This is a genomic window from Sphingopyxis sp. 22461 (genome assembly GCF_052044915.1).
Classification (GTDB): domain Bacteria; phylum Pseudomonadota; class Alphaproteobacteria; order Sphingomonadales; family Sphingomonadaceae; genus Sphingopyxis.
In genome coordinates, this window is the sequence record NZ_JBQENY010000004.1 from 271,349 (window position 1) to 285,544 (window position 14,196).

Annotated in this window: 16 protein-coding genes; 7 read left to right on the forward strand and 9 right to left on the reverse strand. The window is 65.1% G+C overall.

Annotated elements, in window-relative coordinates; translation table 11 throughout:
* Positions 1-49: 49 nt before the first annotated feature.
* The 4 genes from hisF to hisB all read right to left on the reverse strand — a co-directional run bounded on the left by hisF (position 50) and on the right by hisB (position 2,839).
* The gene (gene hisF / locus ACTJI5_RS08700; protein WP_440860015.1) at positions 50-814 is read right to left on the reverse strand and encodes an imidazole glycerol phosphate synthase subunit HisF; all 765 of its coding nucleotides are present in this window, start codon (positions 812-814) and stop codon (positions 50-52) included.
* Between the two features lie 76 nt (positions 815-890).
* Positions 891-1,646 (reverse strand): 1-(5-phosphoribosyl)-5-[(5-phosphoribosylamino)methylideneamino]imidazole-4-carboxamide isomerase, encoded by a 756-nt coding sequence (hisA, locus tag ACTJI5_RS08705; RefSeq protein ID WP_440860016.1) that lies wholly within the window; start codon positions 1,644-1,646, stop codon positions 891-893.
* Positions 1,634-2,242 carry an imidazole glycerol phosphate synthase subunit HisH gene (gene hisH, locus ACTJI5_RS08710; RefSeq protein ID WP_440860017.1) on the reverse strand — a complete coding sequence of 203 codons (609 nt, stop codon included), beginning with the start codon at positions 2,240-2,242 and terminating at the stop codon, positions 1,634-1,636. Before hisH ends, hisA begins: the two co-directional genes overlap by 13 nt.
* A gap of 9 nt (positions 2,243-2,251) precedes the next feature.
* A complete protein-coding gene (gene hisB / locus ACTJI5_RS08715; protein ID WP_037516580.1) occupies positions 2,252-2,839 on the reverse strand; it encodes an imidazoleglycerol-phosphate dehydratase HisB in 588 nt (195 codons plus the stop codon).
* An 86-nt stretch (positions 2,840-2,925) separates the two neighbouring features.
* Here hisB and ACTJI5_RS08720 point away from each other — a divergent pair, with 86 nt between their 5' ends.
* From ACTJI5_RS08720 to ACTJI5_RS08735, 4 genes are read left to right on the forward strand one after another with little or no spacing between them, the layout of a single operon-like run.
* Positions 2,926-3,408: an SspB family protein gene (locus ACTJI5_RS08720; protein ID WP_037516578.1), complete on the forward strand. Its 483-nt coding sequence runs from the start codon at positions 2,926-2,928 to the stop codon at positions 3,406-3,408.
* Position 3,409: 1 nt separating this feature from the next.
* Positions 3,410-3,724, forward strand: a complete 315-nt coding sequence (locus ACTJI5_RS08725; RefSeq protein WP_058538880.1) for a hypothetical protein — start codon at positions 3,410-3,412, stop codon at positions 3,722-3,724.
* Positions 3,721-5,115, forward strand: coding sequence for a class II fumarate hydratase (gene fumC / locus ACTJI5_RS08730; RefSeq protein WP_440860018.1), 1,395 nt, complete (start codon positions 3,721-3,723; stop codon positions 5,113-5,115). The genes ACTJI5_RS08725 and fumC overlap by 4 nt, the downstream gene beginning before the upstream one ends.
* Positions 5,116-5,167: 52 nt before the next feature.
* Positions 5,168-5,536 carry a hypothetical protein gene (locus ACTJI5_RS08735; protein WP_440860019.1) on the forward strand — a complete coding sequence of 123 codons (369 nt, stop codon included), beginning with the start codon at positions 5,168-5,170 and terminating at the stop codon, positions 5,534-5,536.
* Between the two features lie 105 nt (positions 5,537-5,641).
* On the opposite strand, the gene ACTJI5_RS08740 is transcribed toward ACTJI5_RS08735, so the two are convergent.
* Positions 5,642-6,205: a DUF2585 domain-containing protein gene (locus ACTJI5_RS08740; protein WP_058538877.1), complete on the reverse strand. Its 564-nt coding sequence runs from the start codon at positions 6,203-6,205 to the stop codon at positions 5,642-5,644.
* Positions 6,206-6,285: 80 nt separating this feature from the next.
* On the opposite strand from ACTJI5_RS08740, the gene gmk reads away from it, so the two are divergent.
* On the forward strand, positions 6,286-6,948 hold the full coding sequence (gmk, locus tag ACTJI5_RS08745; RefSeq protein WP_058538876.1) for a guanylate kinase: 663 nt from the start codon (positions 6,286-6,288) through the stop codon (positions 6,946-6,948).
* Here gmk and ACTJI5_RS08750 read toward each other — a convergent pair.
* The 4 genes from ACTJI5_RS08750 to ACTJI5_RS08765 form a co-directional block, all read right to left on the reverse strand.
* Complete coding sequence (locus tag ACTJI5_RS08750) at positions 6,945-7,382, reverse strand: acyl-CoA thioesterase (protein WP_440860020.1); 438 nt, start codon at positions 7,380-7,382, stop codon at positions 6,945-6,947. The genes gmk and ACTJI5_RS08750 overlap by 4 nt on opposite strands.
* 1 nt (position 7,383) lies before the next feature.
* Complete coding sequence (locus ACTJI5_RS08755) at positions 7,384-8,166, reverse strand: SDR family NAD(P)-dependent oxidoreductase (RefSeq protein ID WP_037516562.1); 783 nt, start codon at positions 8,164-8,166, stop codon at positions 7,384-7,386.
* Between the two features lie 107 nt (positions 8,167-8,273).
* Positions 8,274-9,443, reverse strand: coding sequence for an acetyl-CoA C-acetyltransferase (locus ACTJI5_RS08760; RefSeq protein WP_440860021.1), 1,170 nt, complete (start codon positions 9,441-9,443; stop codon positions 8,274-8,276).
* Between the two features lie 189 nt (positions 9,444-9,632).
* A complete protein-coding gene (locus ACTJI5_RS08765) occupies positions 9,633-10,787 on the reverse strand; it encodes an acyl-CoA dehydrogenase family protein (protein ID WP_440860022.1) in 1,155 nt (384 codons plus the stop codon).
* A 239-nt stretch (positions 10,788-11,026) separates the two neighbouring features.
* Here ACTJI5_RS08765 and ACTJI5_RS08770 point away from each other — a divergent pair, with 239 nt between their 5' ends.
* Positions 11,027-11,896: an SMP-30/gluconolactonase/LRE family protein gene (locus tag ACTJI5_RS08770; protein ID WP_440860023.1), complete on the forward strand. Its 870-nt coding sequence runs from the start codon at positions 11,027-11,029 to the stop codon at positions 11,894-11,896.
* An 86-nt stretch (positions 11,897-11,982) separates the two neighbouring features.
* Positions 11,983-14,181 carry a M3 family metallopeptidase gene (locus ACTJI5_RS08775; protein WP_440860024.1) on the forward strand — a complete coding sequence of 733 codons (2,199 nt, stop codon included), beginning with the start codon at positions 11,983-11,985 and terminating at the stop codon, positions 14,179-14,181.
* Positions 14,182-14,196: the final 15 nt, after the last annotated feature.

Here is a 14,196-nt window from a genome sequence, read left to right on the forward strand (position 1 = left end):
GGGACTTCTATTGCAGCCCCATTCCCGCATGACTACCCCGCTGGGGGATTTAATGCGCGCGGACGGGCAATCCGGCGGCTGCGAGCCGCGCATGCGCTTCGGCGACGGTCGCTTCGCCGAAGTGGAAGATGCTCGCGGCGAGCACCGCGCTGGCGCCGCCCTCGATCACGCCCGCGACGAGATGGTCGAGATTGCCGACGCCGCCCGAGGCGATCACCGGCACGCTGACCGCATCGGCGATCGCGCGCGTGAGCGCCAGATCGTAGCCGTCCTTGGTGCCGTCGCGGTCCATCGAGGTGACGAGCAATTCGCCCGCGCCGAGTTCGGCAAGCCGGACGGCATGTTCCAGCGCGTCGATCCCCGTCGGCTTGCGCCCGCCGTGGGTGAAGATTTCCCAACGCCCCTCTTCAACCCGCCGCGCGTCGATGCTGCCGACCGCGCACTGGCTGCCGAAGCGGTCGGCGATGTCGGCGACGAGTTCGGGCCGCGCAACCGCGGCGCTGTTCACCGCGACCTTGTCGGCCCCCGCGAGCAGCAAGGCGCGCGCATCGTCGGCGCTGCGCACCCCGCCGCCGACGGTGAGCGGCATGAAGCAGACTTCGGCGGTGCGGCTGACCATGTCGAGCAAGGTGCCGCGCCCCTGATGGCTGGCGCTGATATCAAGGAAACAGAGTTCGTCGGCGCCCGCGGCGTCATAGGCGCGCGCGGCCTCGACCGGGTCGCCCGCATCGCGGAGGTCAACGAAGTTCACCCCCTTGACGACACGCCCGTCCGCGACGTCGAGGCAGGGGATGACGCGGACGCGGACGGTCACTTGCTCCCCTCCCATTTATGGGAGGGGTTGGGGGAGGGCTTGTTTCGGGAGGGAAGCATTGTCGACATGCCCTCCCCTAGCCCCTCCCGCCAGCGGGAGGGGAATTTCCCGCCGCAATCGCTTCGGCCAAGTCGAGCCGCCCGTCGTAGAGCGCGCGTCCGGTGATGACGCCTTCGATTCCGCTTGCGACATGCGGACGCAGCGCGTGGATATCGCCGATATCGGCAACGCCGCCCGACGCGATCACCGGAATGGCGACCGCCTGCGCAAGCGCGACCGTCGCTTCGACATTGCAGCCCTTGAGCAGCCCATCGCGGCCGACGTCGGTGAACAGCAGCGCCGCAACGCCCGCGTCCTCGAAGCGGCGCGCCAGATCCTCGACGCGCACGTCCGAGACATCGGCCCAGCCCTCGGTCGCGACCATGCCGTCGCGGGCGTCGACGCCGACGACGATCCGACCAGGCAAATCGCGCGCGGCCGATTTGACGAACTCGGGATCCTTCAATGCCGCGGTGCCGATGATAACGCGCTCGACGCCGAGCGACAGCCAGCGGTCGACCCCGGCGCGGTCGCGGATTCCGCCGCCGACCTGCACCTTGCCCGGGAATGCCGCGATGATGCTCTCGACCGCAGCGCCATTGATGCTTTCACCTGCGAAGGCGCCGTCGAGGTCGACGACATGGAGGTGCGATGCGCCCGCGCCTGCAAACAGCCGCGCCTGCGCCGCGGGATCGTCGCCATAGACGGTAGCGCGCGCCATATCGCCCTCGGCGAGCCGCACGACCTGTCCGCGCTTAAGATCGATCGCGGGGAAGATGGTCAGGGCCGCCAATTGAGAAACCTTTCGAGCGTCGCGAGGCCATAGGCCTGGCTCTTTTCGGGATGATATTGAACGCCGACGATATTGTCCTTCGCCACCGCGGCGACGAAGGATCCGCCATGGCTGCTGGTCGCGGCGACATCGACCGCGTCGGCGAAATGATAGCCGTGAAGATAATAGGCCTCGCCCGCGGCGATCACCGGATGCGCGAAGCCGGGCACGACGTCGTTCCAGCCCATGTGCGGGATGCGCAGGCCCGGCGCCGGATCGAACGCACGCACGGTGCCGCCGACCCAGCCAAGCCCGGCGTGGCGACCATGCTCTTCGCCCGCGTCGGCGAGCAATTGCATGCCGACGCAGATGCCGAGGAAGGGCGCACCCTCGCCGCGCACGCGCTGTTCCATCGCGCCCACCAGCCCGTCGATCGCCGACAGTCCGTTCATGCACGCGGCGAACGCCCCGACGCCGGGCAGCACGATGCGGTCGGCCTTCGCGACAAGATCAGGATCGGCGGTGACGGCAACATTGTCGGCGCCCGCAGCGACGAGCGCATTATGCACCGAGCGAAGATTGCCCGCGCCATAGTCGATCAGGGCAATGCTGCTCATTTTCTGGCCCTAGAGGACACCCTTGGTCGAGGGGATCGCATCGCCCTTGCGCGGATCGATTTCGACCGCTTGCCGCAGAGCGCGCGCGAGTGCTTTGTACATGCTCTCGGCGATGTGATGGTTATTCTCGCCATAGAGCATCTCGATGTGCAGCGTGATCCCCGCCGCCTGCGCGAAGCTGTGGAACCAGTGCGGGAACATCTCGGTATCCATTTCGCCGAGCCGCGGCTGCGAGAAGGCCGATTTATAGACGCAGTGCGGGCGCCCCGAAATGTCGAGCACGCAGCGCGTCAGCGTTTCGTCCATCGGCGCATGCGCCTCGCCGTAGCGCGCGATGCCGCGCTTGTCGCCGAGCGCCTTGGCCACCGCTTCGCCGAGCGCGAGCGCCGAATCCTCGACGGTGTGGTGCTGGTCGATATGAAGGTCGCCCTTCACCTGCATCGAGATGTCGATCAGCGAATGGCGCGACAATTGCTCGACCATATGGTCGAGGAAACCGATGCCGGTGGACACCGAATATTCGCCCGTTCCGTCGAGATTGACGGCGATCGCGATATCCGTTTCCTTGGTCGTGCGCTGGACGGTGGCGGTACGCATGGCGCCCCCATAGCACCCACTTTTCACAGCGCAAGGCGACTCTCCCCTCTTGACCCCCGCGCGGCGCGCGTTCATCCCCTCGCCCCATGAGTGACGATGTACGCGACAGCCTGATTCCCTATGACGAAATCGTGCAGGACGCGCTGCGCGCCGTGGTCGGCCGCGTGCTCAGCCAGATCGTCGGATATGACAGCCTGCCCGGCGAACATCATTTCTATATCACCTTCAAGACGCAGGCGGTCGGGGTCGATATTCCGGCGCATCTGATCGCCAAATTTCCCGACGAAATGACGATCGTGCTACAGAACCGTTTCTGGGACCTGAAGGTCGAGGACGACCATTTCAGCGTCGGCCTGTCGTTCAATCAGACACCGTCGATCCTCACCATCCCCTACGCCGCGATCACCGCCTTCGTCGATCCTTCGGTCGATTTCGGGCTGCAGTTCCAGGTCAGCGACGATGACGAAACCCAGCCCGAGCCGCATGACGAAGCCGACAACGATCGCCCCGAGGTAACGACCGAGGATGGATCGAACGTCGTGACGGTGGATTTCGGCAAGAAGCGCTAAGATGGCGGGCCCCAACTGGCCCCCCAGCCGTTTTTGGCAATATTGGGCTCTCGCGGGTATGGTCGTGCTCACCGCCGCTTTCTGGTGGGGGGTTGAGGGCTATGCGCTGGCCCAAAGCGATATTCCGCGCGGACAGATAGCCGACGGGCTGCTGCGTTTCAGCGTATTGATCCTGACCCCCGCGCTCGTGCTCGCGTGGCTCGCCGCGGCATGGCTGCGCCGCCGCGTCGGCGAAGGTGGATATTGGCAGATGCTGGGGCTTGTCGCAATGATCTGGGCGGGATCGGTGCTGGTAACAAGGATGCTGATAGCATGAGCACGCGAATCGAAAGCGACAGTATCGGCGAAATCGAGGTTGCGGCCGACGCCTATTGGGGCGCGCAGACCGAGCGCAGCCGGCACAATTTCGCGTTTCCGGCGCACGAGCGCATGCCGATGCCGATCGTTCACGCGCTCGCGCGGATCAAGGGCGCGGCGGCGCGGGTCAATCGCAGCCATGGGCTCGATGCCGGCCTCGCCGACGCGATCGACGCCGCGGCCGAAGCGGTCGTCGCCGGCCGCCATGACGATCAGTTTCCGCTCGCGATCTGGCAGACGGGCAGCGGCACGCAGTCGAACATGAATGCCAATGAAGTCATCGCGGGCATCGCCAACGAAGCACTCGCCGGCACGCGCGGCGGCAAATCGCCCGTCCATCCCAACGATCATGTCAACATGGGCCAGTCGTCGAACGACAGCTTCCCGACCGCGCTGCATGTCGCGGTCGCGGTCGAAACGACCGCGCGGCTGCTGCCGGCGCTGATCGAGCTGACCGATGCGCTCGCCGCCAAGGCGGACGCGTGGGGCGATATCGTCAAGATCGGCCGCACCCATTTGCAGGACGCGACCCCGCTGACGCTGGGCCAGGAATTTTCGGGCTATGCCCAGCAGCTCGCCGCGTGCCGCGCGCGGATCGAGGGCGCGCTGACGCACGATATCTGCAAGCTCGCGCAGGGCGGCACCGCGGTCGGCACCGGGCTGAACGCGCCTGCCGGATTCGACGCCGCGATCGCCGCCGAGCTGTCGAAAAGCACCGGCATCGCGTTCGAACCCGCACCCAACAAGTTCGAGGCGCTCGCATCGAACGACGGACTCGTCTTTTTTTCGGGCGCCTTGAACACGCTCGCCGTCGCGCTGACCAAGATCGCGAACGATATCCGCCTGCTCGGTTCGGGCCCGCGCGCGGGGCTAGGCGAGCTCGACCTGCCCGCGAACGAGCCCGGCAGCTCGATCATGCCGGGCAAGGTCAACCCGACGCAGTGCGAGATGCTGACGATGGTCGCCGCGCAGGTCATCGGCAACCATCAGGCGGTGACCGTCGGGGGGCTCCAAGGCCATCTCGAACTCAACGTGTTCAAGCCGCTGATCGGGTCGAACGTGCTGCGCTCGATCGAGCTGCTCGCGATCGGCATGGCGGGCTTTACCGAACATTGCGTTGTCGGAATCGAGCCAAATCGCGCCCGCATCGACGAGCTGATGAACCGCTCGCTGATGCTCGTAACCGCGCTCGCGCCCGAAATCGGCTATGACAAGGCCGCGAAGATCGCGAAGCACGCGCATGAAACCGGCAGCACGCTGAAGGAAGCCGCGCTCGATCTCGGCTATGTCGATGCCGCGACGTTTGATCGGGTGGTCGACCCGCGCGCGATGCTGGGCCCCGAGGGCTGAACGGGAACCCACAGGGCCTTCCGGGGATTGATGAGGGGAAGGAGAGATGAAGATGATCGGTCGTATCGTAGGCGGCGTTCTTGGCAGCGCTATCGGACGTCAGAAGGGCAATCATCCCATGGCCGGCGCGGTGATCGGCGCGGGCACATTGTTCGCGGCGCGGCGCCTGTTTCCGCAGCGCTATGCGGTGCTCGCGGCGACCGTCGCGGCGGGCTATCTCACCAAGAAATGGGCGGAGCGCGCCGAGGCGCGCAAGGCGGCGGCCGAGGCGCATGCACTCGACCCCGAACTCGCAAAGGCGGGCGTGGTCGACACCTATGCCGGCACCGCCAAAATACCGACCGACGGACAGACAATCGGCGACGCGCTGCCGCCCGCAATCCCGATCGACTCCAATGGGCGGAGCACCGCGATCCATTAAGCGAACCCGTCGCCCCCGCGAAGGCGGGGGCCGCCGTCGGCTTGTCACTTCGCAGCAGCTCTAGACCGCTTGCGGCCCCCGCCTTCGCAGGGGCGACGCTATTTCTTAGGCGCCCGCCTGCCACTCCTTGATCGCCTCGACCGGCGAGACGAGCATAAGCACGTTCAGCGTCAGATTGTCGCGGATCGTCCACAATGTGAAAAGCTCGAAGACGATCGCGAGCGCCGCCGTAACCCACCAGCGCAGCTTGCTGGCGGCGAGGAAGCCCAGCACCATGAACAGCGTGTCGCTCACCGAATTGAGCACCGAATCGCCCGAATAGCCGAACGCCATCGTCACTTCGCGATAGCGGTCGATGATGATCGGCGAATTTTCGAGGATTTCCCATGCGCCTTCGACGCCGATCGCGATGGCGAGCGGCACCCACAGCGGCCGGTGCGGCAGGATCCAGCGCAGCACGCCATAGAAGATGAAGCCGTGGATCACATGGCTGAAGCTGTACCAGTCCGAAATCTGCTGACTGTTCTGGTTCGACTGGACGCTGCCGTGCCACAGGCTGATCGTACCGCACGGACAGATCGGCGGGCGGCCCATGCCGAGCAATATCGCCGCGAGCAGCGCGACCAGCGCGGCGGCCACCAGCCATCCGGTTCGTGAAATTTCTGCCATGCCCGGCTCCCCCCTGTTCCACGGACGTGGAACCCGCATACGACGCTTGACCCGCGCGGCTGCTTTGGCGAATAGCGCCCATGGCTGAAAGCGTCCACCTGAACCGCCGCGGCGTGTTATTCGTCCTCTCCTCGCCCTCGGGCGCGGGAAAGACCACCATTTCGAGGATGATGCTCGAGGCCGACAAGGATATCGCGCTCTCGATCTCCGCGACGACGCGCCCGCCGCGCCCCGGCGAAATCGACGGCGTCCATTATCATTTCGTCGACACCGATACCTTCAAGAAGATGGCGGCCGACGGCGAGTTCCTCGAATGGGCGCATGTCTTCGGCCACCGTTACGGGACGCCGCGCGCGCGCGTCGACGAACTGCTCGATGCGGGCAAGGACGTGCTGTTTGACATCGACTGGCAGGGCGCGCAGCAGCTTTATCAGGAGGCCGGCCCCGACGTCGTGCGTGTCTTCGTCCTGCCGCCGACGATGGAAGAGCTCGAACGCCGCCTGCGCTCGCGCAATACCGACAGCGACGAGGTGATCGCCGCGCGCATGGAACGCGCCGCGAACGAGATCAGCCACTGGGACGGCTATGACTATGTCCTGATCAACGACAATGTCGAAGGCTGCTTCGACGAGGTCCGCGCCATCCTGCGCGCCGAGCGGCTGAAGCGCCGCCGCCAGATCGGGTTGATCGGTTTCGCGCGCGACCTGATCCGCTCGGTCCCCGACGCCGACAAGAATCTCTAGACCGGTTTCACCAGATTCGCTTCGAGTTCCGTGACCATTGCGGCGCGGAGCGGCTTCGCCTGCCCGTCGGTGCGGCACACGACGACGGTGTCGCACGTCGCGATCGCGCGGCCGTTCTGGAACATCGCCTGCACGATCGTCCAGCTCGAGGTGCCAAGCCGGCCGATGCCCGTCGCGATCTGCACGGGATCGGGGAAATTGCCCTCGGCGAGATAGTTGATCTCGACCGCCGCGACCATCGTCCGCTCGTTCGCGGGACGCTCGTCCCATGGACGAATTTGCCGGTTGAGCAGCACGCGGCCGCTCTCGAACAAGGCGGCAAAGGCCACATTGTTGAGGTGGCCGTTGATGTCCATGTCCTGAAAACGCGTCTGCAATTCGATGCAGACGGGGTAGCTGGCGGCATCGAGCCGCCAGCTTTCCGGTTTCGGCATGTCAGCGCGGCGCCATGCGGATGCCGCCGTCGAGGCGGACGTCCTCGCCGTTGAAATAGCCATTCTCGATCATGCACATCGCAAGATTGGCGTATTCGGCGGGAACGCCAAGGCGCTTCGGGTTGAGCACCGAGGCGCCGAGCGCGTCGCGCACCGGCTGCGGCGCGCCGGCGAGCAGCGGAGTGTCGAAGATGCCGGGCAGGATCGTGTTGACGCGGATATTCTCGTTGCCGAGGTCGCGCGCGATGGGGAGCGTCATGCCGACGACGCCGCCCTTCGACGCCGAATAAGCCGCCTGGCCGATCTGGCCGTCTTCGGCCGCGACCGATGCGGTGTTGACAATCGCGCCGCGCTCGCCGTCTTCCATCGGATCGAGCGTCAGCATGCCCGCCGCCGACTTGGCGATGCAGCGGAAGGTGCCGACGAGGTTGATCTGGATGATCCAGTTGAACGCATCGAGCGGGAAATGCTTGATGCTGCCGTCTTCCTTGCTGCGGCTCGCGGTCTTGATCGCGTTGCCGGTGCCCGCGCAATTGACAAGGATGCGTTCCTGACCATGCGCTTCGCGCGCCTTGGCGAAGGCGGCGTCGACCGACGCGTCGTCGGTGACGTTGCATTCGCAGAAAATGCCGCCGAGTTCGGCCGCGATCGCGAGGCCCTTTTCTTCCTGCAGGTCGAAGATCGCGACCTTGACGCCCTTCGCGGCGAGCGCACGCGCGGTGGCGGCGCCGAGGCCCGAGGCGCCGCCGGTGACGACGGCGGATACGGTTGAGTCGAGTTTCATGGATTGTCCTCTCTGATTTTCGTCATCCCAGCGAAAGCTGGGATCGCTGGCGACGGTGCGCCGGGTGGATAGCGGCCCCAGCTTTCGCTGGGGCGACGCTGGATTGCTTAAAGCCGCTCGATGATCGTGACGTTGGCCTGGCCGCCGCCTTCGCACATCGTTTGCAGGCCATATTTGCCGCCGGTCGCATCGAGCACGCCGAGCAGGGTCGCCATCAGCTTGGTGCCCGAGGCGCCGAGCGGGTGGCCGAGCGCGATCGCGCCGCCATGCTGGTTGATCCGCGCGGGGTCGGCGCCGAGATATTTGAGCCAGGCGAGCGGCACCGGGGCGAACGCCTCGTTGACTTCATAGGCGTCGATGTCGCCGATTGTCATGCCCGCCTTCTTCAGCGCGCGTTCGGTCGCAAACAACGGCTCTTCGAGCATGATCACCGGATCGCCCGCGGTCACCGAGATGTGATGGATGCGCGCGCGCGGGGTCAGATTGTGATCCTTGAGCGCCTGCTCCGAAACGACAAGCGCCGCCGAGGCGCCGTCGCAGATCTGGCTCGCCGAGGCCGCGGTGATCGCGCCGCCTTCCTGGAGCAATTTGACCCCGGCAATCCCCTCGAGCGTCGCGTCGAAGCGGATGCCTTCGTCGACCAGATGCACCTGACGGCCCTCGGGCGTGTCGATCTCGACGCCGACGATCTCGCGCTTGAAATGCCCCGCTTCGGTGGCGGCGGCGCCGCGGCGATGGCTTTCGAGCGCATAGGCGTCGAGGTCGTCCTTGGTGAAGCCATGCTTCTTGACGATCATCTCGGCGCCCATGAACTGGCTGAACATGATGCCGGGATATTTTTCCTCGAGCCGCTCGGATTTGTAGTGGCCGAGCCCTTCCTTGATGAACAGGGTCGCGACGGTGCCCATCGGCACGCGCGTCATGCTTTCGATCCCGCTCGCGAGCACGATGTCCTGCGTTCCCGACATCACCGCCTGCGCGGCGAACTGGATCGCCTGCTGCGACGAGCCGCACTGGCGGTCGATCGTCACCGCGGGGATCGAGTCGGGGAGGTTCGAGGCGAGCACGGCGTTGCGGCCGAGATCCATCGTCTGCTGGCCGCCCTGGCTGACGCAGCCCGTGATGACGTCGTCGATCGCCTTGGTGTCGAAATCATTGCGGTCGGCGATCGCGTCGAACACCGCGGCGCCGAGGTCGACGGGATGGACGCCCGCGAGCCGGCCGCCGCGCTTGCCGCCCGCGGTGCGGACGGCGTCGACGATATAAGCAGTAGCCATGGGAGAATTCCTTTCACCTTCTTCCTCTCCCCTTGCGGGAGAGGGATGTGGAGCCCCGGACTTGATCCGGGGCGGAGCTGGGAGAGGGGTCGCGTTACGGCGCCGAGGTAAGGCCCCCTCTCAAGACTTGCTAGGCGGCACGCCGCCAAGCCAAGTCTTTCTCTCCCGCAAGGGGAGAGAGATTGTTCGTCAGAGCTTGCGCCCGATCAATTCCTTCATGATCTCGTTCGTACCGCCAAAGATGCGGGTGACGCGCGCGGCGCGCCAGGCGCGGGCGATCGGATATTCGTTCATATAGCCCGCGCCGCCGTGGAGCTGGAGGCATTTGTCCATGACTTCCCATTGAAGGTCGGTGTGCCACAGCTTCGCCGCGGCGCCTTCCTCGGGGGTCAGTTCCTTCTTCATGTGACGGTTCAGCGCCCAGTCGAGGTGCGCCCAGCCGACCTGCAGCTTGGCCTTGAGATCGGCGAGCACGAAGCGCGTGTTCTGGAAATCGAGGATCGGCTTGCCGAACGCCTTGCGGTCGCGGGTGAATTCGACCGTATCGTCGAACGCACGCTGCGCCGATGCCTGCGCGCTCACCGCGATCGACAGGCGCTCCTGCGGAAGCTCGCTCATCAGATAGATGAAGCCTTGCCCCTCTTCGCCGAGGCAGTTGGTGATCGGGACGCGCACGTCGTTGAAGAACATTTCCGACGTATCGGCCTCGTCCTGCCCGATCTTGTCGAGGTTGCGGCCGCGCTCATAGCCTTCGCGGTCGGCTTCGACGAGGACGATCGACACGCCCTTCCACGCCGGCTGGACCTCGGTGTCGGTCTTGACGCAGACGAGGATGAGGTCGGCGTTCTGGCCGTTGGTGATGTACGTCTTCGACCCGTTGATGACATAATGATTGCCATCCTTTTTCGCGGTCGTGCGCATCCCCTGAAGGTCGCTGCCGGTGCCCGGTTCGGTCATCGCGATCGCGGTGATCACCTCGCCCGACACCATCCTGGGCAGCCAGTGCTTCTTCTGCTCCTCGCTGCCATATTTGACGATATAGCTGGTGACGATGTCCGACTGGAGCGAGAAGCCCGTCGTGGCGCGGCCATAATAGGCGCTTTCTTCGTCGACGACCGCATTATAGCCGAAGTCGAGGCCGAGCCCGCCATATGCCTCGGGCACCGTCGGGCACAGCATGCCGAGCTCGCCCGCCTTGGGCCAGATGTCCTTGGGCACGATGCCATCCTCGGCCCATTTCGCCGCATTGGGCGCGACTTCCTTTTCGAGGAACTGGCGCACGGTCGAACGGAACGCCTCATGATCTTCGGAGTAGGCGGAGCGCGATAGATTATCGAGCGACATATGGTTCCTTTCCCTGAGAACAGCCGAACGCAAGCGGGGAGTCGGCCGCATCTTTCCCGCTCAAAAGACCTTACGTTTACGTCCACGTCAAGTAGAAAGACGCTACGGCATGAGACTCTTTCGTCGCCCTGCCTTTCCTCCGGGATGACGAAGGAAAATTACGCGGCGGCTGCATCCAGCACAGCGAATAGGTTTGCAGCCGCTGGGCAGCATCGGCGGGCCGCGCTAAGACCCGCTCCATGGTCCCACTGCTTCTCGATGCCGGCGCGCTGCTTGGCGAATCGCCCTTCTGGCATGCCACCGAAGCTCGCCTCTATTGGGTCGATATCGACGGCCGCAAAATCCATCGCACCGATCCAGCAAGCGGCGCCGACGAGGTGATGGAGCTTACCGAGCAGGTCGGGTGCATCGCGCCGCGGGCGCGCGGCGGGCTGGTCGCGGCGCTCGAAAATGGCTGCGCGCTGATCGACGGGTGGGGTGCCGCACCGCGTCCGTTCGGGCCAGCGGTGCTCGCCGACAAACCCGAACAGCGCTTCAACGATGGCCGTGTCGACGCCGCGGGGCGGCTGTGGGTCGGCAGCCTGACGAGCGACAAGGCGAACCCCACGGCCACGCTCTACCGGCTCGATCCCGATGGCTCGCTGACCGAAATCTTCGGACGGCTGACGACGAGCAACGGCGCAGCCTTCAGCCCCGACGGCCGCACCTTCTACCACGCCGACACGCCGACGCATGCGATCCGCGCCTATGATGTCGACCCGGCCGCGGGCACGCTGAGCAACGGCCGCATCTTCCACCAGTTCGAGTTCGGAAACGGCCGCCCCGACGGCGCCGCGGTCGATGCCGAGGGCTGTTACTGGTCGGCGCTGTGGGACGGCTGGCGCGTCGTGCGCCTCTCGCCCGCGGGCGAATTGCTCCAGACCGTCGATCTGCCCGTCCAGCGTCCGACGATGATTGCGTTCGGTGGGCCCGACCTCCAGACCGCCTTCGTCACCAGCGCGGGCAAGAACCTGTCCGACGAAGAGCGCGCGAAGCAGCCGCACGCGGGCGGCGTGTTCAGCTTCCGCGTCGACGTGCCTGGCCTGATCCAGCGGGATTTTGGCGCCTAGGCGGCTTGCACCCCGCTGTCATATAAGGTTAAGGCGGCCCCCGACATGGTTTCGTTCGAAACCTTATCCTCCGGGGAGATTTATCGATGTCGCGCACCGCGCAGCCTTTTGCCCGTCATTTGTCGATGATGCTTGCATCCACCGCGATGATCGTGGGTTATAGCCAGATGACCACCGCAACCGCCGCCGAACCGACCGCCGCCACGAAGCTGGTCCCCGCCACGCCCGTGGGCCAGAACCCGATGCTCGCGCCGTGGACCGGCCCGTTCGAAGGGGTGCCGCCGTGGGACAAGATGGATCCCGAGCTGTTCCCCGACGCCTTCGTGAAGGGCATGGCCGAAACCAAGGCGCAGGTGCAGGCGGTGATCGACAATCCCGCGGCGCCGACGTTCGAGAACACGCACGTCCCGATGATGCTCGCGGGCGACACGATGGATCGCCTCTTCGCGCTGTGGGGCGTGCAGACGTCGAACAAGTCGAACGACCGCGTCGAGGACATCGACGCCGAATGGAGCCCCAAGCTCACCACCTTCTACACCGAGCTGTTCCTCGAGCCGAAGCTCTTCGCACGCTACAAGGCGGTGTACGATAAGCGGAACAACAGCGGCCTCAACGCGCAGCAGATCCGCATCGTCGAACGCAGCTATGACGAAATGGTCCGCGACGGCGCGAACCTGTCGCCCGCCGACAAGACGAAGCTGGTTGCGATGAACTCGAAGCTCGAAGGCCTGTTCTCGGCCTTCTCGTCGAAGCTGCTCGGCGATGAAAAGCTCTACACCTTTGTCACCGACAAGGCCGAGCTTGCGGGTCTCGAGCCCGGCTTCGTCGCCTCGCTCGCCGCGGCGGCCGAAGCCAATGGCAAGCCCGGCCAGTGGGCGATCAAGAACACCCGCTCGTCGGCGCAGCCGGTGATGCAGGGCGCGACCAACCGTGCGCTTCGCGAGCGCGTCTACAAGGCGTTTATCAGCCGCGGCGACAATGGCGACGCGAACGACACCAATGCGACGATCGTCGAGATATTGAAGCTGCGCCAGCAGCGCGCCGAACTGCTCGGCTTCCCGACCCACGCGCATTACCGCATGGCCGACACGATGGCGAAAACGCCCGAAGCCGCGATGGGCCTGATGATGAAGGTCTGGCCCGCCGCGGTCGCGCGCGTGAAGGAAGAGGTCGCCGACATGCAGGCGATCGCCGACGCCGAAGCCAAGGCCGGCAAGGGTCCGAAGATCACCATCGAACCGTGGGATTATCGCTTCTATTCGGAAAAGGTCCGCAAGGCGAAATACGACCTCGATGAAAGCGAGGTGAAGCCGTACCTCCAGCTCGACAAGCTGCGCGACGCGATGTTCTGGTCGGCGGGCCAGCTCTACGACCTCGGCTTCCGCGAGAACACCGGCACGATCCCGGTCTTCGATCCCAAGGTCCGCACCTTCGAGGTTTATAATCTCAAGACGAACGAGAATGTCGGGGTCTTCTATCTCGACAATTTCGCGCGCGACGGGAAGCGCTCGGGCGCGTGGATGACGACCTATCGCAGCCAGCAGACGCTCGGCGGCGAACGCAACGTCCTTGCGTCGAACAACAATAATTTCACCGAAGCCGCGAAGGGCGAGCCGACGCTGATCAGCCTCGACGATGCGACGACGCTGTTCCACGAATTCGGCCACGGCATCCATTATCTGCTGCAGCACATCTATTATCCCGCGCTCGCCGGGGTGCCGCGCGACTTCGTCGAATATCCGAGCCAGGTGAACGAGAATTGGCTGATGACCCCCGAAGTGCTGTCGAAATATGCGACGCACTACAAGACGGGTGAGCCGATGCCGCAGGCGCTGGTCGACAAGATCCTCGCCTCCGACAAGTTCAACCAGGGCTTTTCGACGGTCGAGTATCTGTCGAGCGCGATCGTCGACATGAAGCTGCACGACCGCAAGACGCCGCCGACCGACGTCGACAAGTTCGAGCGCGAGACGCTCGCCGAAATCGGCATGCCGAAGGAACTGGTGATGCGGCACCGCTTGCCGCAGTTCGGCCATCTGTTCAGCTCGGACGCCTATTCGGCGGGCTATTACAGCTATCTTTGGTCCGAAACGATGGACGCGGACACCTGGGCCGCCTTCACCGAAGCCGGCGGCCCGTGGGACCGCGGCGTTGCCGACAAGTTCCGCACCATCCTGCTGATGACCGGCAACGAAACCGACCGCGCCGAAGCCTATCGCGCCTTCCGCGGCCGCGATCCCGACGTGAAGGCGCTGTTGAAAAAGCGCGGTTTCCCAACCGAATAAGCGAACGATACCGGG

Bases quoted from the DNA above. Each gene is read 5' to 3' on its own strand.
- hisH (WP_440860017.1), bottom strand. From the start codon at position 2,242: ATGAGCAGCATTGCCCTGATCGACTATGGCGCGGGCAATCTTCGCTCG.
- hisB (WP_037516580.1), bottom strand. From the start codon at position 2,839: ATGCGTACCGCCACCGTCCAGCGCACGACCAAGGAAACGGATATCGCG.
- ACTJI5_RS08720 (WP_037516578.1), top strand. From the start codon at position 2,926: ATGAGTGACGATGTACGCGACAGCCTGATTCCCTATGACGAAATCGTG.
- ACTJI5_RS08725 (WP_058538880.1), top strand. From the start codon at position 3,410: ATGGCGGGCCCCAACTGGCCCCCCAGCCGTTTTTGGCAATATTGGGCT.
- fumC (WP_440860018.1), top strand. From the start codon at position 3,721: ATGAGCACGCGAATCGAAAGCGACAGTATCGGCGAAATCGAGGTTGCG.
- ACTJI5_RS08735 (WP_440860019.1), top strand. From the start codon at position 5,168: ATGATCGGTCGTATCGTAGGCGGCGTTCTTGGCAGCGCTATCGGACGT.
- ACTJI5_RS08740 (WP_058538877.1), bottom strand. From the start codon at position 6,205: ATGGCAGAAATTTCACGAACCGGATGGCTGGTGGCCGCCGCGCTGGTC.
- gmk (WP_058538876.1), top strand. From the start codon at position 6,286: ATGGCTGAAAGCGTCCACCTGAACCGCCGCGGCGTGTTATTCGTCCTC.
- ACTJI5_RS08750 (WP_440860020.1), bottom strand. From the start codon at position 7,382: ATGCCGAAACCGGAAAGCTGGCGGCTCGATGCCGCCAGCTACCCCGTC.
- ACTJI5_RS08755 (WP_037516562.1), bottom strand. From the start codon at position 8,166: ATGAAACTCGACTCAACCGTATCCGCCGTCGTCACCGGCGGCGCCTCG.
- ACTJI5_RS08760 (WP_440860021.1), bottom strand. From the start codon at position 9,443: ATGGCTACTGCTTATATCGTCGACGCCGTCCGCACCGCGGGCGGCAAG.
- ACTJI5_RS08765 (WP_440860022.1), bottom strand. From the start codon at position 10,787: ATGTCGCTCGATAATCTATCGCGCTCCGCCTACTCCGAAGATCATGAG.
- ACTJI5_RS08770 (WP_440860023.1), top strand. From the start codon at position 11,027: ATGGTCCCACTGCTTCTCGATGCCGGCGCGCTGCTTGGCGAATCGCCC.
- ACTJI5_RS08775 (WP_440860024.1), top strand. From the start codon at position 11,983: ATGTCGCGCACCGCGCAGCCTTTTGCCCGTCATTTGTCGATGATGCTT.